Origin of the sequence: Burkholderia sp. KJ006 (assembly GCF_000262695.1) — a bacterium.
GTDB lineage: Bacteria > Pseudomonadota > Gammaproteobacteria > Burkholderiales > Burkholderiaceae > Burkholderia > Burkholderia vietnamiensis.
This window is the reverse complement of record NC_017920.1, coordinates 677,963-699,608: the sequence shown is the minus strand read 5'-3', so window position 1 is coordinate 699,608 and position 21,646 is coordinate 677,963. Positions and strand designations below refer to the sequence as shown.

The following is a 21,646-nucleotide window of genomic DNA, read 5'->3' as shown; positions in this document are numbered from 1 at the left end:
TTGCCCGCATTTTTGACTGCCCCCGGTTGCCAGCTGCGCGGCGACCGGGTATAAATTGCGAATCGACTTTTTCGACGAACCGAATCTCCGTCATGTCCGCCAAGTTTTATTTTTACTTTTTTTGGCATCTCAGACCGCTGGCGGATCGAGAGGGTTGATGGCGCGTAAAGCGCAACCGAAATTCCCGAAAAACCGCCGGCGAACCCGGCGGTTTTTTTTCGCCCTTCGCCAACCGGCCGTCGCAGCGGATCCCGCCGCACCGGCCGGCGCCGACCGAATCACCCGAATCGATGAATCTGCCGCACGCGCTCTGACCGAACGGCGCCCGTAAAACCAGGAGAACCAGCATGCCCCCGCACAACACCGACGACGTCCGCATCCGCGAACTCAAGGAACTGACGCCGCCCGCCCACCTGATCCGCGAATTCGCATGCTCCGAGGCCGCGTCCGAGCTGATCTACGAGTCGCGCCGTTCGATGCACCGGATCCTGCACGGGATGGACGACCGGCTGATCGTCGTGATCGGGCCGTGCTCGATCCACGACACGAAGGCGGCGCTCGAATATGCGGGGCGGCTCGTGAAGGAGCGGGAGCGCTTCAAGGGCGAGCTGGAAATCGTGATGCGCGTGTACTTCGAAAAGCCGCGCACGACGGTCGGCTGGAAGGGGCTGATCAACGATCCGCATCTCGACAACAGCTTCAAGATCAACGAAGGGCTGCGCACGGCGCGCGAGCTGCTGCTGCAGATCAACGAGATGGGGCTGCCGGCCGCGACCGAATACCTCGACATGATCAGCCCGCAGTACATCGCCGACCTGATCTCGTGGGGCGCGATCGGCGCGCGCACGACCGAGTCGCAGGTGCATCGCGAGCTCGCGTCGGGGCTGTCGTGCCCGGTCGGCTTCAAGAACGGCACCGACGGCAACGTGAAGATCGCCGTCGACGCAATCAAGGCCGCGTCGCAGCCGCACCATTTCCTGTCGGTGACCAAGGGCGGCCATTCGGCGATCGTGTCGACGGCCGGCAACGAAGACTGTCACGTGATCCTGCGCGGCGGCAAGACGCCGAACTACGACGCGGACAGCGTGAACGCCGCCTGCGCGGACATCGGCAAGGCCGGCCTCGCCGCGCGCCTGATGATCGACGCGAGCCATGCGAACAGCTCGAAGAAGCACGAGAACCAGATCCCGGTGTGCGCGGACATCGGCCGCCAGGTCGCGGCCGGCGACGAGCGGATCGTCGGCGTGATGATCGAGTCGCACCTCGTCGAGGGGCGCCAGGACCTGAAGGAAGGCTGCGCGCTGACCTACGGCCAGAGCATCACCGACGCATGCATCGCGTGGGACGACAGCGTGAAGGTGCTCGAAGGGCTCGCGGAAGCCGTGAAGGCGCGCCGCGTCGCACGCGGCAGCGGCAACTGACGGCCGGCCAGCGGGCCGCGGGCCGGCGCATGCCGCCCGCGGCCCGATCGATGCCCCAATAAGACAAGCCCGGCTCGCGCCGGGCTTTGTCGTTGTGTCGCTGCGTCGGCCGACACCGGCCGGGCGGGCGTTACTCGAGCGCGCCCGAGCCGAAGATCTCGGTGTTGATGCGTTCCGGCGCGACGCCGAGCGCGACCAGCGCGTCGCGTTGCGCCTTCATGAACGCGATCGGGCCGCAGATGTAGTAGTCGGCATCCGGCACCAGCGCATACTGCTGCACGCGCTCCGGCGTCAGGCGCCCTTCGAGGTCGTGATCGACGCCCGCGCGGTCGTTCGGGCCGACCAGCTCGTACAGCACCGTGCGCTTGAAATTCGCGTGTTCGCGCACCGTATCGTTCAGCCAGTCGCGGAACGCGTGCACCGCGCCCGAGCGGCAGGCGTGGACGAACCGCACGTCGCGCTTGCTGCCTTCGGCCACCAGCGTCGACGCCATCGACACCATCGGCGTCAGGCCCACACCGCCGGAGATCAGCACGACCGGCGTATCGACGCCGCGCTTCAGCGAGAATTCGCCCATCGGCGCGGTCACCTCGACGATCGCGCCCTCCTCCACGCCGTCGTGCATCAGCGTGGAAACCTTGCCGGCCGGAACCGCTTCGGCCTGGCCGGACTCGCGCTTCACCGAGATGCGCAGCCACTTGCCGTGCGGCGCGTCGGACAGGCTGTACTGGCGCGGCTGGTCGACGCCGAGATCGCCGACGAAGCGCTTCACCGTGACGTACTGGCCCGGCTCGAAGGTCGGCGCCGCGCCGCCGTCGGCCGGCGTCAGGTAGAACGACGTGATCTCGTCGCTTTCACGCACCTTGCGGGCCACCTTGAACGGACGGAAGCCGCTCCAGGCGGCGCCCGCGTACAGGTCGGCCTCGGCGCCGATCAGGATCTGCGCGAGCTGGCCGTACGCGACGCGCCAGGCTTCGAGCGTCTGCGCGTCCACCGCGTCGCCGAGCACTTCGACGATCGATGCAAGCAGGTTCTCGCCGACGATCGGGTAATGCTCCGGACGGATGTTCAGGCTCGCGTGCTTGTGCGCGATATGCGACACCGCTCCGCCGAGCGCGCCGAGGTTGTCGATGTTCGCCGCATACGCATAGACGGCCTTCGCGAGCGTCTCCGGCTGGCTGCCGGTCTTCTGGTGCGTCTGGTTGAACAGGTTCTTCAGCTCGGGATGGCGCGTGAACATGCGCTGGTAGAAGTGCTTCGTGATCGTCGCGCCGTGCACGGCCAGGACGGGGGCAGTGGCCTTCACACGAGCCATCTGGTCGGCGGTGATGTCAGTCATGTCGTTCTCCGTTAAACATGCTCAAACGATACATGTTTAAAAATCGCGGCCCCTCGGGCAAATTGTCGCAGCGCGGGAAGGCGCGCGGCTCAGCGCACGCGCCCTCGCTCCCACAGCACGTCCGAGCCGCCGCCGGCGCGGTTCAGCACGCGCGCGAGCACGAACAGCAGGTCGGACAGCCGGTTCACGTAACGCCGCGGCGCATCGTTCAACGTGTCGGCACGGCCGAGCGCGACGATCGAACGCTCGGCGCGCCGGCACACGGTGCGGCACACGTGCGCGAGCGACGCGGCGCGCGAGCCGGCCGGCAGGATGAATTCCCGCAGCGGCGGCAGCGTCGCGTTGTAGTCGGCCAGCCATCGGTCGAGGCGCGCGAGATGCGTGTCGTCGAGTACCGTGTGGCCGGGGATGCACAGCTCGCCGCCCAGATCGAACAGGTCGTGCTGGATCGTCACGAGCGCGGTGCGCACGTCGTCCGGCAGCGGCTCGGCGAGCAGCACGCCGAGATTCGAGTTCAGTTCGTCGACGTCGCCGATCGCGACGATCCGCGCGTCGTCCTTGCCGATGCGCCGGCCGTCGCCGAGGCCGGTGGTGCCGTCGTCGCCCGTGCGCGTGGCGATCTTGCTCAAGCGGTTGCCCATGCGAATGTCCTCTCGTGCGCGGCCGCGACGCGGCCCGGTTGTGTAGGAACGCGATTATCGCAGCCGGCGGGGCGGGTCGCAGCGGACGTTGCGGCGTAGAATGACCCAAAAGTTCGACAAGCAGCCGTCAGGAGACGCTCGTGAATCACCCCGCCACGCCGGCCGCCACGCGCCGCCCGCTTCCTCCCGCGATGCTCGATGCGCTGCGCGCCGCCTTCGGCGAGCGCGTGTCGATCGCCGACGCGGTCCGCGCCCATCACGGCCGCGACGAATCCCCGTTCGATCCGCAACTGCCCGACGCCGTCGTGTTCGCGCACAACGCCGACGAAGTGCGCGCCGTCGTGTCGCTGTGCGCGCTCTACAGCGTCCCGCTGATCCCGTACGGCGCCGGCTCGTCGCTCGAAGGCCATCTGCTGGCGGTGCGCGGCGGCGTGTCGCTCGATCTGTCGGAGATGAACCGTGTGCTGTCGATCGACGCGGAAGACCTGACCGTGACGGTCGAACCGGGCATCACGCGCAAGGCGCTGAACGAAGCGCTGCGCGACACCGGCCTGTTCTTCCCGATCGATCCGGGCGCCGACGCCAGCATCGGCGGCATGACGGCGACCCGCGCCTCGGGCACCAACGCCGTGCGCTACGGGACGATGCGCGAGAACGTGCTCGGCCTGAGCGCCGTGCTCGCCGACGGCCGCGTCGTGAAGACCGGCTCGCGCGCGCGCAAGTCGTCGGCCGGCTACGATCTGACGCGGCTGTTCGTCGGCTCGGAAGGCACGCTCGGCGTGATCACCGAGATCACGCTGCGCCTGCATCCGCTGCCCGAAGCGGTGTCGGCCGCGATCTGCGCGTTCCCGACGATGGGCGACGCGGTGCGCACCGTGATCGAGACGATCCAGATCGGCGTGCCGATCGCGCGCGTCGAATTCGTCGACGCGCTGGCGGTGCGCTCGATCAATCGCCATTCGAACCTGACGCTCGCCGAGGCGCCGACGCTGTTCTTCGAATTCCACGGCACCGACGCCGGCGTGAAGGAGCAGGCCGAGCTCGTGCAGGCGCTCGCCGGCCAGAACCACGGCCAGGGCTTCGAATGGGCGACGCGCCCCGAGGACCGCACGCGGCTGTGGGCCGCGCGCCACAACGCGTACTTCGCGATGCTGCAGCTCAAGCCCGGCTGCCGCGCGGTGACGACCGACGTCTGCGTGCCGATCTCGCAGCTGGCCGCCTGCGTCGAGGAAACCGAAGCCGACCTGCGCGCGTCGTCGCTGCCCTGCCCGATCGTCGGCCACGTCGGCGACGGCAATTTCCACGTCGCGATCCTGATCGACCCCGACAAGCCCGCCGAGCTCGACGAAGCCGAACGCATCAACGACCGGATCGTCGAGCGCGCGCTGCGGCTGGGCGGCACCTGCACCGGCGAACACGGCGTCGGCCTGCACAAGATGCGCTTCCTGCCGAAGGAGCACGGCGAGAACGCGATCGACGCGATGCGGGCGATCAAGCTCGCGCTCGATCCGCGCAACCTGATGAATCCCGGCAAGATCTTCACGTGCTGACACGGCGGCGCGCGGCCGCGCGCGCTCAGGAGACTCAATGAACGCTTCCGTCGAACTGTCGAGCGCGATGCGCGCGCAGCGCCAGCGCGAAATCGTGCAGGCGCTGATGGCCGTGCTGCCGACCCATTGCCTGCTGTACCGCGACGAAGACACCGCCGCGTACGAATGCGACGGCCTGTCGGCGTATCGCCGGCTGCCGCTCGCGGTGGCGCTGCCGGAAACCGAATCGCAGGTGCAGCGCATCGTGCAGATCTGCCGCCGCATGGAAGTGCCGATCGTGCCGCGCGGCGCGGGCACGAGCCTGTCGGGCGGCGCGCTGCCGATCGCGAACGGCGTCGTGCTGTCGCTCGCGCGCTTCACTCGGATCGTCGAAGTCGATCCGTACGCGCGCACGGCGACCGTCCAGCCCGGCGTGCGCAACCTCGCGATTTCCGAGGCGGCCGCGCCGTACGGGCTGTATTACGCGCCCGATCCGTCGTCGCAGATCGCCTGCACGATCGGCGGCAACGTCGCGGAGAATTCGGGCGGCGTCCACTGCCTGAAGTACGGGCTGACGGTGCACAACGTGATGCGCGTGCGCGCGGTCACGATGGACGGCGAGATCGTCGAGTTCGGCTCGCTCGGGCTCGACACGCCGGGCCTCGACCTGCTCGCGGTGATGATCGGCAGCGAAGGGATGTTCGCGATCGTCACCGAAGTGACGGTGAAGCTGATCCCGAAGCCGCAGACCGCGCAGCTCGTGATGGCGAGCTTCGACGACGTCGTGAAGGGCGGCGAGGCGGTCGCCGCGATCATCGCGTCGGGCATCATCCCGGCCGGGCTCGAGATGATGGACAAGCCGGCCACGCAGGCGGTCGAGGCGTTCACGCACGCCGGCTACGACGTCGACGCGAAGGCGATCCTGCTGTGCGAATCCGACGGCACGCCCGAGGAAGTCGCGGAGGAGATCGTCCGCATGACGGCCGTGCTGCGCGAGCACGGCGCGACGCGCATTCAGGTGTCGCGCAACGAGAGCGAGCGGCTGCGCTTCTGGTCGGGCCGCAAGAACGCGTTCCCGGCCGCCGGCCGCATCTCGGCCGACTATTACTGCATGGACGGCACCGTGCCGCGCCGCGCGATCGGGCCGCTGCTCGCGCGCATCGAGCAGCTCGAGACACGCTACGGGTTGCGCTGCATCAACGTATTCCATGCCGGCGACGGCAACATGCATCCGCTGATCCTCTACAACGCGAACGATCCCGAGCAGTTGCACCGCGCCGAGCAGTTCGGTGCGGAGATCCTCGAATGCTGCGTGGAATTCGGCGGCAGCGTCACCGGCGAGCACGGCGTCGGCATCGAAAAGCTCAATTCGATGTGCGTGCAGTTCTCGCCGCAGGAGCGCGACGCGTTCTTCGCGGTCAAGCGCGCGTTCGATCCGGCCGGGCTGCTCAACCCCGACAAGGGCATCCCGACCCGCGCGCGCTGCGCCGAGTACGGCCGTCAGCACGTGCGCGGCGGGCTGCTGCCGCATCCCGACCTGCCGCGCTTCTGAGCGGCGCGCGCCGTGCGGAGGCCCGGCGTGCGCGCGTCGGGGCGTTAGGGATAGTCGCGATGTGGATTCGCGCCACCCCGGTACAATCGACCGGACAACAACGAGGCAGCAACGGAACATGGAAGAGGACGACATCGTCGCCGGATGGGCCGAGCGCGTGCGCGCCGCCAGCGCCGACGGGCGGCCGCTGCGGGTCCGCGGCGGCGGCACCAAGGACTGGTACGGCCAGACGCTGGACGGCGAAATACTCGACACGCGCGCGTTTCAAGGCGTCGTGTCGTACGACCCGGCCGAGCTCGTCGTCACGGTGCGCGCGGGCACGCCGCTCGCGCAGCTCGAAGCCGTCCTCGCCGAGCGCGGCCAGATGCTGCCGTTCGAGCCGCCGCACTTCGGCCGCGCGGCCACCGTCGGCGGCTGCATCGCGGCCGGTCTCGCCGGCCCGCGGCGCGCGGCCTGCGGCGCGCCGCGCGACTTCGTGCTCGGCGTCACGCTGATGAACGGGCGCGGCGAAGTGCTGCGCTTCGGCGGGCAGGTCGTGAAGAACGTCGCCGGCTACGACGTGTCGCGCCTGATGGCCGGCGCGCTCGGCACGCTCGGGCTGATGCTCGAGCTGTCGATCAAGGTGCTGCCGGTGCCGGTCGCCGAAGTCACGCTGAAGTTCGAGATGACGGCCACCGACGCGGTGCGCAAGCTCAACGAATGGGGCGGCCATCCGCTGCCGGTGAGCGCGAGCGGCTGGCGCAACGGCACGCTGGTGCTGCGGCTGTCCGGCGCGGAAGCGGCGGTCAAGTCGGCGAAAACGCTGCTCGGCGGCGAAGTCGTCGATGCGGTCGAAGCCGAGCGCTTCTGGGCCGGCCTGCGCGAGCACACCGATCCGTTCTTCAACGGCATTCCGCCCGGCTATGCGCTGTGGCGCCTGTCGCTGCCGTCGATCACCGAGCCGATGCATCTGGCCGGCAACCAGCTGATGGAATGGGGCGGCGCGCAGCGCTGGTGGATCACCGACGCCGATGCGCAGACGGTGCGCATGAGCGCGAAGCAGGCCGGCGGCCACGCGACGCTGTTCCGCGCGGGCGATTCCTACGACCGCAGCGCCGGCGTGTTCACGCCGCTGCCCGCGCCGCTGATGAAGATCCACCGCGGGCTGAAGGCCGCGTTCGATCCGGCGCGCATCTTCAACCGCGGCAGGCTCTACCCCGATCTCTGAGATGCAAACGAACCTCGCCGATTTCATCCGCAACACGGCCGACGGCGACGAGGCCGACGCGATCCTGCGCAAGTGCGTGCATTGCGGCTTCTGCACCGCGACGTGTCCGACCTACCAGCTGCTCGGCGACGAACTCGACGGCCCGCGCGGCCGCATCTACCTGATCAAGCAGATGGTCGAAGGCGCGCCCGTCACGCGCAGCACGCAGCAGCACCTCGACCGCTGCCTCACCTGCCGCAGCTGCGAGACGACCTGCCCGTCGGGCGTGCAATACGGCCGGCTCGTCGAAATCGGCCGCAAGCACGTCGAGGCGCAGGTGCAGCGCCCGGCGCAGCAGCGGCTGATGCGCCGGCTGCTCGCGAGCGTCGTGCCGAACGCGGCGCTGTTCTCGCCGATGATGCGGCTCGGCCAGCACGTGCGGCCGCTGTTGCCGAAACGGCTGCGCGACAAGGTGCCGCCGCGCACGCGGCTGCTCGAGTGGCCGCAGCAGCCGCATGCGCGCAAGATGCTGATGCTCGGCGGCTGCGTGCAGCCGTCGATGCTGCCGAACATCAACATCGCGACCGCACGCGTGCTGGATGCGCTCGGCATCGAGACGGTCGTCGCGCCGGACGCCGGCTGCTGCGGCGCGATCCGGCTGCACCTGAACTATCACGACGACGCGCTCGACGACGCGCGCCGCAACATCGACGCGTGGTGGCCGCATGTCGAGCAAGGCGCCGAGGCGATCGTGATGAACGCATCGGGATGCGGCGCGACGGTGCTCGAATACGCGCACCTGCTGCGCGACGACCCGGCCTACGCGGAGAAGGCGCAGCGCATCGTCGCGCTCACGCGCGACATCTCCGACGTGCTGCTCGCGTCCGAGGCCGAGCTGGCGACGCTCGCGCGACGCCGCGCGATCCATACCGTCGCGTATCACCCGCCGTGCACGCTGCAGCATGGCCAGCAGTCGCGCGGCAAGGTCGAGCGCCTGCTCGAGACGCTCGGCATCGACGTGCGGCTGCCGGTCGACAGCCATCTGTGCTGCGGATCGGCCGGCACTTATTCGCTGACCCAGCCGTCGCTGTCGTACCGGCTGCGCAAGCAGAAGCTGCTGAAGCTGCAGGCGCTCGAACCGCAGATGATCGTGTCCGGCAACGTCGGCTGCATCGCGCACCTGCAAAGCGGCACGCAGATTCCGGTCGTGCACTGGGTGCAGCTCGTCGAGCATCTGCTGTACGGCTGACGCGAGCGGCGGCCCGCTGCGGCGCGGCGCGCCGTCCGCCTGCCGTCCGTCCGCGTGCCGTCCGTATAATGGGCGCTTTGCTGCGGCGCATGCGGTGCCGCAGCGCGCCGTCTCCGCTTCAGTGCCAGCTTCCGTGCCCGTCATGTCCGATCTCGCCGCCCGCCTCGACTCCGTTCACCGCCGCATCGCCGACGCCGCCCGCGCAGCCGGCCGCGATCCCGCGACCGTCTCGCTGCTCGCCGTGTCGAAGACCTTCCCCGCCGACGACGTGCGCGCCGCGCACGCGGCCGGACAACGCGCGTTCGGCGAGAACTACGTCCAGGAATCGATCGACAAGATCGACGCGCTCGCCGACCTGCGCAGCGCGCTCGAATGGCATTTCATCGGGCCGCTGCAATCGAACAAGACGCGCGCGGTGGCCGAGCGCTTCGACTGGGTTCATTCGGTCGACCGGCTGAAGATCGCGCAACGCCTGTCCGAACAGCGCCCGCCGCAGCTGCCGCCGCTGAACGTGTGCATCCAGGTCAACATCAGCGGCGAGGAATCGAAGAGCGGCGTCGCGCCGGCCGACGTGGCCGAGCTCGCACGCGCGGTCGCCGCGCTGCCGGCGCTGCGGCTGCGCGGCCTGATGGCGATCCCCGAGCCGGCCGGCGATACCGATGCGCAACGCGCGCCGCATCGCGCGCTGCACGCGCTGTTCGACACGCTGCGCGCGCACGGGCTGGCCCTCGACACGCTGTCGATGGGCATGTCCGCGGATCTCGAAGCGGCGGTGCTCGAAGGCGCGACGATCGTGCGCGTCGGCACCGCGATCTTCGGCGCGCGCGACTATTCGCACTGAGCGCCGCGCCGCCTTTCCGTTCACTCACTCGCTCAATCCGACATCATGAAAATCGCATTCATCGGCGGCGGCAACATGGCCGCGGCCCTGATCGGCGGGCTCGTCAAGCGCGGCGTCGCCGCCGACGGCCTGTACGCCATCGACGTCAACGAGGACGTGCGCGCGCGTGCCGCGCAGCAGTTCGGGATCCGCACCGGCGCGGCCGTCGACGCGACGCTCGCCGATTACGACGCGATCGTGCTCGCGGTGAAGCCGCAGGTGCTGAAGGAGGTCGCGCAGGCGCTCGCGCCGCACCTGAAGTCGCAGTTGGTGATCAGCATCGCGGCCGGCATCCGCGGCGCCGACCTCGCGCGCTGGCTCGGCGGCTACACGCGTGTCGTGCGCACGATGCCGAACACGCCGGCGCTGGTCGGCATGGGCGTGACGGGCCTCGCGGCGCTGCCGGGCGTCGACGCGACCGGTCGCGAACTGGCGTCGAGCGTGCTCGGCGCGGTCGGCGAGATCGTCTGGTTCGACGACGAAGCGCAGCTCGACGCGGTCACCGCGATCTCGGGCAGCGGGCCGGCCTACGTGTTCTATTTCATCGAAGCGCTGCAGGAGGCCGCCCGCCGCCTCGGCCTGAACGACGAACAGGGCCGCGCGCTCGCGGTCGCGACGTTCGCCGGCGCCGCGCAGCTGGCCGCGCAGTCGGGCGAGCCGGCGAGCGTGCTGCGCGAGCGCGTGACGTCGAAAGGCGGCACGACGGCCGCCGCGCTCGCGTCGTTCGACGCGCAGCAGGTGAAGGAAGCGATCGTGCGCGGCGCGCTCGCTGCGCACGCGCGCGCGCAGGAAATGGGCGACGAGCTCGGCCGCGCGTAAGCGCTGCAGCCTGCGCCGGTTTCCCGGTGCGCCAACAAAAAAGCGGCCTCGGCCGCTTTTTTGTTGCATCGCGCCTTCGCGGCGCCTGCCAGCTCAGGCCGGTTCGGGCCGGTTCACGCCGGTTCAGTTACCGGCCGCACCGGCCACCAGATAGTGCGCGGCGATCCCGGCGAACAGCACGCCGCCAAGCCAGTTGTTGTGCCGGAATGCGGCGAAGCACGGCATCCGCTCGCGGTCCTTGATCAGCGTGTAGTGATACAGCGCGCAGCCGAGCGCCGCGGCCCAGCCGGCCCAGAACGCGAGCCCGAAGCCGAGCGTCGCGCCGATCCATGCGTAGATGCCGAGCGTCACCGCATAGCAGAGCATGATGGCCGCGACGTCGAAGCGGCCGAACGTCAGCGCGGACGTGCGGATCCCGATCTTGATGTCGTCGTCGCGGTCGACCATCGCATATTCGGTGTCGTACGCCACCGACCAGAACACGTTCGCGACCAGCATCACCCACGCGAGCGCCGGTACCGTGCCCTGCACGGCCGCGAACGCCATCGGGATGCCGAAGCCGAACGCGATGCCGAGGTACGCCTGCGGAATCGCGAAAAAGCGCTTCATGAACGGATACGAGCCGGCGACGAACAGCGCGACGACCGACAGCTCTTTCGTCAGCGTATTGAGCGGCAGGATCAGCAGGAACGCGACGAACGACAGCACCGCCGCGATCGCGACGGCCTCCCATGCGCGGATCTTGCCCGAGGTCAGCGGCCGATCGGCCGTGCGCTTCACGTGACGATCGAAATCGCGGTCGGCATAGTCGTTCATCGCGCAGCCGGCCGAGCGCATCAGCAGCGTGCCGAGCGCGAAGATCGCGACCAGCGGCCAGCGCGGACGGCCGTCCGACGCGATCCACAACGCGTTGAGCGTCGGCCACAGCAGCAGCAGGCTGCCGATCGGCTTGTCCATCCGGACGAGGCGCAGATACAGGGGAAAGCGGGCAAGCATGGCGAAACACCGGGTAGGGAATCCCGGCATTTTAGAGCCGAGCGGCGGTCCGCGTCATGTCGCGGTGGGCGGCGAGCCGCCGCAGGATGCGGGTCGGCGGCGCCGCGCGGGCAGTTGCGGCGCGGCGCCGTAATCCGGGGCCGGATCCAGGGACGCAGGCCGGTCGGCATGCGGCGGGTAGGCGCTGGGTAGCCTGCGGGCCGATGACGATGCCGAGGCCGGCCGCGCGTTACGTGGCCGGTAGTAAGCGGCGGCCCATGCGCGAGCGACAGTACGCAACCGACTCTACCGGGCGGACCGTACGCACGCGGCTTTACAGAAACCGACCGTAAGCCGCGACCACCAAGCGACGACCGCACCCGACCGGCGACGGCCCCCGCCCCACCACCTTACGCGAGCAGCGACCGCAGCATCCACGCGGTCTTTTCATGCGTCTGCAGTCGCTGCGTCAGCAGGTCGGCGGTCGGCTCGTCGCGCGCCGCATCGGCGAGCGGGAAGATCTCGCGCGCGGTGCGCACGACGGTCTCGTGCCCTTCGACGAGCTGCCGGATCATCTCTTCGGCCGCCGGCACGCCGTTCGCTTCCGGCACCGACGACAGCTTTGCAAAATCGGCGAACGTGCCCGGCGCGACGACGCCGAGCGTGCGAATGCGCTCGGCGACCGAATCGACCGCGAGCCACAGTTCGTTGTACTGCTCCTCGAACATCAGGTGCAGCGTGTTGAACATCGGACCCGTGACGTTCCAGTGGAAGTTGTGGGTCTTCAGGTACAGCGAAAACGTGTCGGCGAGCAAACGCGACAGGCCGTCCGCGATCTTCTTGCGGTCCTTGTCGCTGATGCCGATGTTGATCTGCGTGACGTTGCCTTTCTTGGCCATCTTCGAGACTCCTTGTTCGAAACGTTGAACCGACGAAAGCGCGCGCAATCCGCATGCCGCATGCCGCATGCCGCGTCGCGGGCATCCGGGCGCGACTTGCCAGTCTAGCGCGATGAGCGAATCGTTGCGCTCAGTGTCCCGCCCCGAGCGACGCGAGCGCGTGCAGCGCCTGCGTGGCCAGCTCGGCCGCGCCGCCGATGACGATCGCGAACCCGAAGACGCGCCGTACCAGCTCGGCCGGCGTATATGCTGCGCGCATGTTGAGGATCATTTGCGTCATGGTCGTTTCTCCTTCGACAAGACCAGATGGTGAATCGGAAGAAAAAACGGCCGGTCGTGCGACCGGCCGCTTCACGTTGCAACGCGACGGGCTATCGCGTCACGATGCTCATGCGAGGTCGAAGCGGTCGAGGTTCATCACCTTGTTCCAGGCCGCGACGAAATCACGCACGAACTTCTCGTTCGCGTCGGCGCTGCCGTACACCTCGGCCAGCGCGCGCAGCTGCGAGTGCGAGCCGAAGATCAGGTCGACGCGCGTGCCGGTCCATTTCAGCTGCCCGCTCGCACGGTCGCGCCCTTCGAACACGTCGTTCGCCGCCGACGCCGGCTTCCACTCCGTGCCCATGTCGAGCAGGTTCACGAAGAAGTCGTTCGACAGCGTGCCCGGACGATCGGTGAACACGCCGTGCTGCGCGCCGCCCGCGTTCGCGCCCAGCACGCGCAGGCCGCCGATCAGCACGGTCATCTCCGGCGCCGTCAGCGTCAGCAGCTGCGCCTTGTCGACCAGCAGCGCCTCGGCCGGCGTCTTGTACGCGGCCTTCAGGTAGTTGCGGAAACCGTCGGCGACCGGCTCGAGCACGGCCATCGCGTCGACGTCCGTATGCTCCTGCGACGCGTCCATCCGGCCCGCGGCGAACGGCACCGTGACCGCGACGCCTGCCTGCTTGGCGGCCTGTTCGACGCCGGCCGCACCGGCCAGCACGATCAGGTCGGCGAGCGACACCTTCTTGCCGCCCGTCTGCGCGTCGTTGAACGCCTTCTGCACGCCTTCGAGCGTCTCGAGGACTGCCGCGAGCGCCGCCGGCTGGTTCACCGCCCAGTCCTTCTGCGGGGCGAGGCGGATGCGTGCGCCGTTCGCGCCGCCGCGCTTGTCCGAGCCGCGGAACGTCGACGCCGACGCCCATGCGGTCGACACGAGTTGCGGCACGGTGAGCCCGGTCGCGAGGATCTTCGCCTTCAGCGCGGCCGCATCGGCGTCATCGATCAGCGGGTGGTCGACGGCGGGAATCGGGTCCTGCCACAGCAGTTCCTCGGCCGGCACTTCCGGGCCGAGATAGCGCGAGCGCGGGCCCATGTCGCGGTGCGTGAGCTTGAACCACGCACGCGCAAACGCGTCGGCGAACTCGTCCGGGTTCTCGTAGAAGCGGCGCGAGATCTTTTCGTAGGCCGGATCGAAGCGCAGCGACAGGTCGGTCGTCAGCATCGTCGGGCGATGCTTCTTCGACGGATCGAAGGCATCGGGAATCACCGCCTCGGCATCCTTCGCGACCCACTGGTGCGCGCCGGCCGGGCTCTTGGTCAGCACCCATTCATAGCTGAACAGGTGCTTGAAGAAGTCGTTGCTCCATTGGGTCGGCGTCGACGTCCACGTGACTTCGAGGCCGCTCGTGATCGCGTCGCCGGCCTTGCCCGAGCCGTAGGTGCTCTTCCAGCCGAGGCCCTGCTGCTCGATGCCCGCCGCTTCCGGCTCGGCGCCGACGTGCGATGCCGGGCCCGCGCCGTGCGTCTTGCCGAACGTGTGGCCGCCGGCGATCAGCGCGACCGTCTCTTCGTCGTTCATCGCCATGCGGGCGAACGTGTCGCGGATGTCGCGCGCGGCCGCCACCGGATCGGGCTTGCCGTCCGGGCCTTCCGGGTTCACGTAGATGAGGCCCATCTGCACGGCCGCGAGCGGATTCTCGAGATCGCGGTCGCCCGAGTAACGGCTGTTCGGGCCGCCGCTCAGTTCCAGCCAGATCTTTTCCGAACCCCAGTAGACGTCGTCCGGCTCCCACGTGTCGGCACGGCCGCCGCCGTAACCGAAGGTCTTGAAGCCCATCGATTCGAGCGCGACGTTGCCGGTCAGGATGAACAGGTCGGCCCACGAGATGTTGCGGCCGTACTTTTGCTTGATCGGCCACAGCAGGCGGCGCGCCTTGTCGAGGTTGCCGTTGTCGGGCCAGCTGTTCAGCGGCGCGAAGCGCTGCTGCCCGCCGCCCGCGCCGCCGCGCCCGTCGGCGATCCGGTACGTGCCCGCGCCATGCCAGGCCATCCGCACGAACAGGCCGCCGTAGTGACCGAAGTCGGCCGGCCACCAGTCCTGCGACATCGTCATCAGCGCATGCAGGTCGCGCTTCACCGCTGCGAGGTCGAGCTGCTTGAACGCCTGCGCGTAGTCGAACTCGGCGTCCATCGGATCGGACAGCGCCGAATGCCGGTGCAGGACCTCGAGGTTCAGCCGGTTCGGCCACCAGTCATGGTTCGACGTGCCGCCGGCCGCCGTGTGGTTGAACGGACATTTCGATTCGGTCGACATGCTTTTCTTCTCCATTGTTTGCTCGTAGGCCCCCACGTGCCGTGGCGCGGTCAGTGAAGCATTGCGGGGGATAAGACGGAACAGGCTCGTACACCTGTGTTGCTATCGGATGTCGTGCGTCGTGGCCGCAGCGCGGCCGGCCCGCCGATCCTGCGCGGCGGCTCTCATCCGCCGTACGCGCGGTCCGCGAGATACGCATACGCGAGCGGACCCAGGCTGCGGGCCGCGGCCCGCGCACGATTGACGACTTCATCGCGCAACGGCATGTTCCGCCGCGCGTGCTCCAATACCGATCGCATCATGACATCCTCCCCTGACCCTTGCACCCAGCGTGCAGACCGCGTTTGACCGGCCTGCTGCATCCATGTCGACCATTCTATTTTCATCTATCGACATTTTGAATTTGATAACTTGTATCTATGCGATAGGAAAAAATAAACGGGGCCTCGGAGCCCCGTTGATCGGCCGGCGCACGGCGTACGCCACGTGTGCTCAGTTCATCGTCGCCGGCATGTCGAGCTTCGCGACGCCCGGCAGCTCGCAGGCGGCGATCGCCTCGCTGATCGCGTCGATCGCCGGCATCCGCGTGAAGCTCTTGCGCCACACGAGCACGACGCGACGGTCCGGCACCGGTTCGTGGAACGGCACGTACGACAGCAACTCGGCGTCGGGGCCGTTCGCGCGCGGGCCGATCTCGGCGACCGACATCCGCGGCAGCACCGTGATGCCGACGCCGCTCGCGACCATATGGCGGATCGTCTCGAGCGACGAGCCTTCGAAGGTCTTCTGGATCCCGTCGGCCGTCTGCGAGAAGCGCATCAGCTCCGGGCACACGCCGAGCACATGATCGCGGAAGCAGTGGCCGTTGCCGAGCAGCAGCATGGTTTCCTGCTTCAGGTCCTCGGCGTCGATTTCCTCGCGCTTCTCCCACGGATGGCCGGCCGGCAACGCGACCACGAACGGCTCGTCGTACAGCGGCCGGACCATCAGGCCCGTTTCGGGGAACGGCAGCGCCATGATGGCCGCGTCGATCTCGCCCTGCTTGAGCAGCTCGAGCAGCTTCAGCGTGTAGTTCTCCTGCAGCATCAGCGGCATCTGCGGCACGCGCTGGATCATCTGCTTGACGAGCGTCGGCAGCAGGTACGGCCCGATCGTATAGATCACGCCGAGCCGGAACGGGCCGACCAGCGGGTCCTTGCCCTGCTTCGCGATCTCCTTGATCGCGAAGGTCTGCTCGAGCACGCGCTGCGCCTGCGTGACGATCTGGTCGCCGATCGGCGTCACGCTCACTTCGCTCGCGCCGCGCTCGAAGATCTGCACGTTGAGCTCGTCTTCCAGCTTCTTGATCGCCACCGACAGCGTCGGCTGGCTCACGAAGCACGCTTCGGCCGCGCGGCCGAAATGCCGCTCGCGCGCCACCGCGACGATGTATTTCAGTTCGGTCAGGGTCATTGTGGGTCAATCAGGGATATGCATGCGATAGGTTTAATTTATACACCTACCGGCACCGGTTCGCAAAGTTTCTCTGTATCGCGGGCCGTCAGCGCCGGGCCGACGCGTGCTTTTCGATCCGGCCCCGCGCCGACCAGTCAGGCCTTCAGGTACTGTTCGCGCGCGCCGAGCCAGCGCGCGAGATGCTGCGTGACCACGTCCGGATACGCGGCGATCAGCCGCGACGCCGCGTCGCGCGCCGGATCGATCAGCCAGCCGTCGGTCTCGAGGTTCGCGAAGCGCAGCATCGCCGCGCCCGACTGGCGGGCGCCGAGGAATTCACCGGGTCCGCGGATCTCGAGATCGCGCCGCGCGATCTCGAAGCCGTCGGTCGTCTCGCGCATCGTCTTGAGCCGCTCGCGGCCGGCGAGCGACAGCGGCCCCGAGTACAGCAGCACGCACACCGACGCCGCGGTGCCGCGCCCGACCCGGCCGCGCAGCTGGTGCAGCTGCGCGAGGCCGAAGCGCTCCGCGTGCTCGATCACCATCAGCGACGCGTTCGGCACGTCGACGCCGACTTCGATCACGGTCGTCGCGACCAGCAGCTGCACGTCGTTGCGCGTGAACGCGTCCATCACGGCCGCCTTGTCGGCGGGCGACAGCCGGCCGTGCACCAGCCCGACCTTCAGCTCGGGCAGCGCCGCGGCGAGCGTCTCGTAGGTCTCGACGGCCGTCTGCAGCTGCAGCGTCTCGCTCTCCTCGATCAGCGGACACACCCAGTAGACCTGACGCCCGGTCAGCGCGGCCTCGCGCACGCGCGCGATCACCTCGCCGCGCCGCGCGTCGGCGACGAGCCGCGTGAGCACCGGCGTGCGGCCCGGCGGCAGTTCGTCGATCGTCGACACTTCGAGATCGGCGTAGTACGTCATCGCGAGCGTGCGAGGGATCGGCGTGGCCGACATCATCAGCTGGTGCGGCTGGAAGTCGCGCGCGCCGTTGGCCGCGTTCGCCGCCTTCGCGCGCAGCGCGAGACGCTGCTCGACGCCGAAGCGATGCTGCTCGTCGACGATCACGAGCCCGAGCCGCGCGAACTCGACGGTGTCCTGGATGATCGCGTGCGTGCCGATCACGAGCTGCGCGGTGCCGAGCGCCGCGGCTTCGATCGCCGCGCGCTTCTCCTTCGCCTTCAGGCTGCCCGCGAGCCAGGCGACCGAGACGCCGAGCGGCTCGAGCCATGCGCGCAGTTTGCGCGCATGCTGTTCCGCGAGGATTTCGGTCGGCGCCATCAGCGCGGCCTGGTAACCGGCGTCGATCGCCTGCGTCGCGGCCAGCGCGGCGACGACCGTCTTGCCGCTGCCGACGTCGCCCTGCAGCAGGCGCTGCATCGGGTGCGGCAGCGTCAGGTCGTGCGCGATCTCGTCGACGACGCGCGACTGCGCGCCGGTCAGCGTGAACGGCAGCGCCGCGTACAGACGGGTGGTCAGCGAGCCGGCGTCGTCCGCGGCGCGGCGCGGCATCGCCGGCGCCGAGCGCGTGCGGCGCTCCTCGTGTGCGCGCTTGAGCGACAGCTGCTGCGCGAGCAGCTCCTCGAACTTGATGCGCGTCCAGGCCGGGTGCGAGCCGTCCATCAGCGCCGCCTCGTCGGAATCGACGCCGGGGTGATGCAGGATGCGCACGGCCTGCGCGAGCGTCGGCACGCCGAGCGGCTTCAGGTAGTCGCGTTCGATCTCGGGCGGCAGCAGCTCCGGCAGCGGCGTACGCTCGACCGCGTTTTCGATCGCCTTGCGCAGATACGCCTGCGACACGCCGGCCGTGCTCGGATAAACGGGCGTGAGCACCTGCGGCAGCGGCGCATCGGCTTCCACCACGCGCACGGCCGGATGCACCATCTCCATCCCGAAGAAGCCACCGCGCACGTCGCCGCGCACGCGCAACCGCTGGCCGACGGCCATCTGCTTGACCTGCGAGCCGTAGAAATTCAGGAAGCGCAGCACGAGCTGCGCGCCGTCGTCGTCGCGGATCTTCACGACCAGCTGGCGGCGCGGCCGATATGCGACTTCGTTGTCGAACACGACGCCTTCGGTCTGCGCTATGCCGCCCGGCAGCAGCTCGTCGATCGGCGTGAGCGTGGTCTCGTCCTCGTAGCGCATCGGCAGATGCAGCACGAGGTCGATCGAGCGGGTAAGGCCGAGCTTGGCGAGCTTGTCGGCCGTCTTCACGGGCTTGTCGGCGGCCGGCTTCTTCTTGCGCTTCGGAGCTGCGGCGCCGGTGGCGGCCGCGCCGGCTTCGTCGCCGTCGCCGGCCGCTGCGGCATCGGCCTGCTGCGCGGCGGCCGGCTGCGCGAGCCGCCCGTCGGCGCGGCGCCGCGGGCTCGCGCGGCGCGCCGGCGCACCTTCCGGCTGGCCGCCCGGCCCGTTCGACGCGGCGGCGTCCGCGTCGAACGGATCGGCGGGATCGGCTGAATCGGCAACGGTGGCGGCGCTACGGCGTGGTGACACAGGCATCGGATCGTCAGGGTGCTTCACAAGGCAAGTACAATAGCGGCTTTCACGTCGTCCGAACGAACGACGCCGGCCAGGCCGCGGACCCCGCCATCATAGCGGCTCGCGCGCGCCATTCACGCATTTCCGCCCTGTCGGCGGCGCCCGCCGGCCGTTCCGAACCAGCCCGCATGTTCACGCTCTCCGATTTCGATTTCAATCTGCCGCCCGAGCTGATTGCCCAAACCGCGCTGCCCGAGCGCACCGCGAGCCGCCTGCTCGAGGTCGACGGCACCGTGGCGCCCACGCGCCTCGTCGATCGCCGCTTCGCCGAGCTGCCGTCGTGCATCGCGCGCGGCGACCTGCTCGTGTTCAACGATACCAAGGTGCTGAAGGCGCGCTTCTTCGGCCAGAAGGCCAGCGGCGGCAAGATCGAGGTGCTGATCGAGCGCGTGACCGGCACGCACACGGCGCTCGCGCAGATCCGCGCGAGCAAGTCGCCGGGCGCCGGCACGACGCTGCGGCTGGCCGACGCGTTCGACGTGACGGTCGGCGAACGCGTCGAGCCGTTCTTCACGCTGCACTTCCCGCAGCCGTGCCTCACGCTGATCGAGCAGTACGGCCGGCTGCCGCTGCCGCCGTACATCGAGCACGACGCCGACGCGACCGACGAGACGCGCTATCAGACCGTCTATGCGAGCAACCCGGGCGCGGTCGCCGCACCGACGGCCGGCCTCCATTTCGACCAGCCGCTGCTGGAGAAGCTCGACGCGATGGGCGTCGAGCGCGCGACGCTGACGCTGCACGTGGGCGCCGGCACGTTCCAGCCGGTGCGCGTCGAGAACATCGCCGAGCACCGGATGCACAGCGAGTGGTACGACCTGCCGCAGTCGCTGGTCGACAAGATCGCCGCGACCCGCGCGCGCGGCGGCAACGTGATCGCGGTCGGCACGACGTCGATGCGCGCGCTCGAAGCCGCGGCGCGCAGCGCCGAAGCCGCCGGCCGGCCGCTCGCGGCAACCCAGGACGAAACCGACATCTTCATCACGCCCGGCTACCGTTTTCGCGTCGTCGACCGGCTGGTGACGAACTTCCACCTGCCGAAGTCGACGCTGCTGATGCTGGTGTCCGCGTTCGCGGGCGTCGAGACGATCCGCGCCGCGTACCGGCACGCGATCGACGAGCGCTACCGGTTCTTCAGCTACGGCGACGCGATGCTGCTCACGCGGCGCGACACGCCGGAGCACGCGTAAGCGCGGCCGCTTCGCCATCGCTTCACCGCCGTCTCACCGCCGCTTCACCGCCGTTTCACCGCCGTTTCACCGCCGCGCGCGCCACGCGCCGCCGCAACCGCTTTTTTCCCGCCGCCCTTTCCGGGCGGCGTTTCGCAACATGCGCCGGACTGTTTTCCGGTAGCAAGGAGAATCACGCGATGACCGAAGGTTCATCCCACGACACGCACGCGAGCGCCGACGTGCACGAACGCCCGGCAAACGGGCTCGAATTCGAGCTGCTGACCACCGACGGCCACGCGCGCCGCGGCCGCGTCAAGCTCAACCACGGCGTGGTCGAGACGCCGATCTTCATGCCGGTCGGCACGTACGGCACGGTCAAGGCGATCCAGCCGCGCGAGCTGCACGAGATCAACGCGCAGATCATCCTCGGCAACACCTTCCACCTGTGGCTGCGCCCCGGCCTCGACACCATCGACGCGCACGGCGGGCTGCACCGCTTCATGGGCTGGAACAAGCCGATCCTGACCGACTCGGGCGGCTTCCAGGTGTTCTCGCTCGGCGACCTGCGCAAGATCACCGAGGACGGCGTCACGTTCGCGTCGCCGATCAACGGCGACAAGCTGTTCCTGTCGCCGGAAGTGTCGATGCAGATCCAGAAGGTGCTGAACTCCGACATCGTCATGCAGTTCGACGAGTGCACGCCGTACGCGACCAACGGCGTGCCGACCACGCACAAGGAAGCGGCCGATTCGATGCGCATGTCGCTGCGCTGGGCGAAGCGCTCGCTCGACGAATTCGACCGGCTCGGCAATCCGAACGCGCTGTTCGGGATCGTCCAGGGCGGGATGTTCGAGGACCTGCGCGACGAATCGCTCGCGGGCCTGTCGGAGCTCGGCTTTCACGGCCTCGCGATCGGCGGGCTGTCGGTCGGCGAGCCGAAGGAAGACATGATGCGCGTGCTGCAGCACGTCGGCCCGAAGCTGCCGGCCGACAAGCCGCACTACCTGATGGGCGTCGGCACGCCGGAAGACCTGGTCGACGGCGTCGCGAACGGCATCGACATGTTCGACTGCGTGATGCCGACCCGCAACGCGCGCAACGGCTGGCTGTTCACGCGCTTCGGCGACGTGAAGATCCGCAACGCGACGCACAAGAATTCGCTGAAGCCGCTCGATCCGACCTGCAGTTGCTACACGTGCCGGAACTTCTCGCGCGGCTATCTGCACCACCTGCATCGCGTCGGCGAAATCCTCGGCGCGCAGCTGAACACGATCCACAACCTGCACTACTACCTGCAGCTGATGAGCGAGATTCGCGAAGCGATCGAAACGCATACGTTCGACGCGTTCCGCCAGCGCTTCGCGCAGGATCGCGCGACCGGGGTCGACTGAACGGACGGCGCGCCGGCCGTGCATGCGCGCGGCCCGTATCACGA

17 protein-coding genes are annotated in these 21,646 nt (G+C 68.9%); 9 read left to right on the top strand and 8 right to left on the bottom strand.

The genetic code is table 11. The features are described 5' to 3' along the window. The first annotated feature begins 347 nt into the window (after positions 1-347). Positions 348-1,421, top strand: a complete 1,074-nt coding sequence (aroG, locus tag MYA_RS03165) for a 3-deoxy-7-phosphoheptulonate synthase AroG (RefSeq protein ID WP_011883337.1) — start codon at positions 348-350, stop codon at positions 1,419-1,421. Positions 1,422-1,551: 130 nt separating this feature from the next. On the opposite strand, the gene hmpA is transcribed toward aroG, so the two are convergent. Both hmpA and MYA_RS03155 read right to left on the bottom strand, forming a co-directional pair. Continuing rightward, positions 1,552-2,760, bottom strand: coding sequence for an NO-inducible flavohemoprotein (gene hmpA / locus MYA_RS03160; protein ID WP_011883334.1), 1,209 nt, complete (start codon positions 2,758-2,760; stop codon positions 1,552-1,554). 89 nt (positions 2,761-2,849) lie between these two features. Continuing rightward, positions 2,850-3,401 carry a cob(I)yrinic acid a,c-diamide adenosyltransferase gene (locus tag MYA_RS03155; protein ID WP_011883333.1) on the bottom strand — a complete coding sequence of 184 codons (552 nt, stop codon included), beginning with the start codon at positions 3,399-3,401 and terminating at the stop codon, positions 2,850-2,852. Between the two features lie 140 nt (positions 3,402-3,541). On the opposite strand from MYA_RS03155, the gene MYA_RS03150 reads away from it, so the two are divergent. The 6 genes from MYA_RS03150 (at position 3,542) to proC (ending at position 10,616) form a co-directional block, all read left to right on the top strand. Continuing rightward, on the top strand, positions 3,542-4,951 hold the full coding sequence (locus MYA_RS03150) for an FAD-binding oxidoreductase (RefSeq protein WP_014722475.1): 1,410 nt from the start codon (positions 3,542-3,544) through the stop codon (positions 4,949-4,951). Positions 4,952-4,988: 37 nt separating this feature from the next. Continuing rightward, complete coding sequence (locus tag MYA_RS03145; RefSeq protein ID WP_011883331.1) at positions 4,989-6,482, top strand: FAD-linked oxidase C-terminal domain-containing protein; 1,494 nt, start codon at positions 4,989-4,991, stop codon at positions 6,480-6,482. 118 nt (positions 6,483-6,600) lie between these two features. Further along, the gene (gene glcE, locus MYA_RS03140) at positions 6,601-7,689 is read left to right on the top strand and encodes a glycolate oxidase subunit GlcE (RefSeq protein ID WP_014722474.1); all 1,089 of its coding nucleotides are present in this window, start codon (positions 6,601-6,603) and stop codon (positions 7,687-7,689) included. A 1-nt stretch (position 7,690) separates the two neighbouring features. Next, positions 7,691-8,917, top strand: coding sequence for a glycolate oxidase subunit GlcF (gene glcF, locus MYA_RS03135; protein ID WP_034194445.1), 1,227 nt, complete (start codon positions 7,691-7,693; stop codon positions 8,915-8,917). Positions 8,918-9,059: 142 nt separating this feature from the next. Then, positions 9,060-9,758, top strand: a complete 699-nt coding sequence (locus MYA_RS03130; RefSeq protein WP_011883328.1) for a YggS family pyridoxal phosphate-dependent enzyme — start codon at positions 9,060-9,062, stop codon at positions 9,756-9,758. Positions 9,759-9,803: 45 nt separating this feature from the next. Continuing rightward, a complete protein-coding gene (proC, locus tag MYA_RS03125; RefSeq protein WP_014722473.1) occupies positions 9,804-10,616 on the top strand; it encodes a pyrroline-5-carboxylate reductase in 813 nt (270 codons plus the stop codon). Between the two features lie 123 nt (positions 10,617-10,739). Here proC and ubiA read toward each other — a convergent pair whose 3' ends face one another. The 6 genes from ubiA to recG all read right to left on the bottom strand — a co-directional run bounded on the left by ubiA (position 10,740) and on the right by recG (position 19,000). Then, positions 10,740-11,612, bottom strand: coding sequence for a 4-hydroxybenzoate octaprenyltransferase (gene ubiA / locus MYA_RS03120; protein WP_011883326.1), 873 nt, complete (start codon positions 11,610-11,612; stop codon positions 10,740-10,742). A gap of 389 nt (positions 11,613-12,001) precedes the next feature. Then, positions 12,002-12,490, bottom strand: coding sequence for a non-specific DNA-binding protein DpsA (dpsA, locus tag MYA_RS03115; RefSeq protein ID WP_011883325.1), 489 nt, complete (start codon positions 12,488-12,490; stop codon positions 12,002-12,004). A 130-nt stretch (positions 12,491-12,620) separates the two neighbouring features. After that, positions 12,621-12,770 carry a hypothetical protein gene (locus MYA_RS31880; protein ID WP_011883324.1) on the bottom strand — a complete coding sequence of 50 codons (150 nt, stop codon included), beginning with the start codon at positions 12,768-12,770 and terminating at the stop codon, positions 12,621-12,623. Positions 12,771-12,878: 108 nt separating this feature from the next. Then, positions 12,879-15,065: a catalase/peroxidase HPI gene (katG, locus tag MYA_RS03110; RefSeq protein WP_041493935.1), complete on the bottom strand. Its 2,187-nt coding sequence runs from the start codon at positions 15,063-15,065 to the stop codon at positions 12,879-12,881. A 492-nt stretch (positions 15,066-15,557) separates the two neighbouring features. Further along, complete coding sequence (locus MYA_RS03105) at positions 15,558-16,517, bottom strand: LysR substrate-binding domain-containing protein (RefSeq protein WP_011883322.1); 960 nt, start codon at positions 16,515-16,517, stop codon at positions 15,558-15,560. A 137-nt stretch (positions 16,518-16,654) separates the two neighbouring features. Further along, entirely contained in the window at positions 16,655-19,000 is a 2,346-nt protein-coding gene (gene recG / locus MYA_RS03100) for an ATP-dependent DNA helicase RecG (RefSeq protein WP_041493755.1), read from the bottom strand. 167 nt (positions 19,001-19,167) lie between these two features. Here recG and queA point away from each other — a divergent pair, with 167 nt between their 5' ends. Beyond that, positions 19,168-20,229: a tRNA preQ1(34) S-adenosylmethionine ribosyltransferase-isomerase QueA gene (queA, locus tag MYA_RS03095; RefSeq protein ID WP_014722469.1), complete on the top strand. Its 1,062-nt coding sequence runs from the start codon at positions 19,168-19,170 to the stop codon at positions 20,227-20,229. Between the two features lie 179 nt (positions 20,230-20,408). Beyond that, positions 20,409-21,602 (top strand): tRNA guanosine(34) transglycosylase Tgt, encoded by a 1,194-nt coding sequence (gene tgt, locus MYA_RS03090; protein ID WP_011883319.1) that lies wholly within the window; start codon positions 20,409-20,411, stop codon positions 21,600-21,602. Positions 21,603-21,646 lie beyond the last annotated feature (44 nt).

Coding starts and splice junctions, on each gene's coding strand:
- aroG (WP_011883337.1), top strand. CDS start 348: ATGCCCCCGCACAACACCGACGACGTCCGCATCCGCGAACTCAAGGAA.
- hmpA (WP_011883334.1), bottom strand. CDS start 2,760: ATGACTGACATCACCGCCGACCAGATGGCTCGTGTGAAGGCCACTGCC.
- MYA_RS03155 (WP_011883333.1), bottom strand. CDS start 3,401: ATGGGCAACCGCTTGAGCAAGATCGCCACGCGCACGGGCGACGACGGC.
- MYA_RS03145 (WP_011883331.1), top strand. CDS start 4,989: ATGAACGCTTCCGTCGAACTGTCGAGCGCGATGCGCGCGCAGCGCCAG.
- glcE (WP_014722474.1), top strand. CDS start 6,601: ATGGAAGAGGACGACATCGTCGCCGGATGGGCCGAGCGCGTGCGCGCC.
- glcF (WP_034194445.1), top strand. CDS start 7,691: ATGCAAACGAACCTCGCCGATTTCATCCGCAACACGGCCGACGGCGAC.
- MYA_RS03130 (WP_011883328.1), top strand. CDS start 9,060: ATGTCCGATCTCGCCGCCCGCCTCGACTCCGTTCACCGCCGCATCGCC.
- proC (WP_014722473.1), top strand. CDS start 9,804: ATGAAAATCGCATTCATCGGCGGCGGCAACATGGCCGCGGCCCTGATC.
- ubiA (WP_011883326.1), bottom strand. CDS start 11,612: ATGCTTGCCCGCTTTCCCCTGTATCTGCGCCTCGTCCGGATGGACAAG.
- dpsA (WP_011883325.1), bottom strand. CDS start 12,490: ATGGCCAAGAAAGGCAACGTCACGCAGATCAACATCGGCATCAGCGAC.
- MYA_RS31880 (WP_011883324.1), bottom strand. CDS start 12,770: ATGACGCAAATGATCCTCAACATGCGCGCAGCATATACGCCGGCCGAG.
- katG (WP_041493935.1), bottom strand. CDS start 15,065: ATGTCGACCGAATCGAAATGTCCGTTCAACCACACGGCGGCCGGCGGC.
- MYA_RS03105 (WP_011883322.1), bottom strand. CDS start 16,517: ATGACCCTGACCGAACTGAAATACATCGTCGCGGTGGCGCGCGAGCGG.
- recG (WP_041493755.1), bottom strand. CDS start 19,000: ATGCCTGTGTCACCACGCCGTAGCGCCGCCACCGTTGCCGATTCAGCC.
- queA (WP_014722469.1), top strand. CDS start 19,168: ATGTTCACGCTCTCCGATTTCGATTTCAATCTGCCGCCCGAGCTGATT.
- tgt (WP_011883319.1), top strand. CDS start 20,409: ATGACCGAAGGTTCATCCCACGACACGCACGCGAGCGCCGACGTGCAC.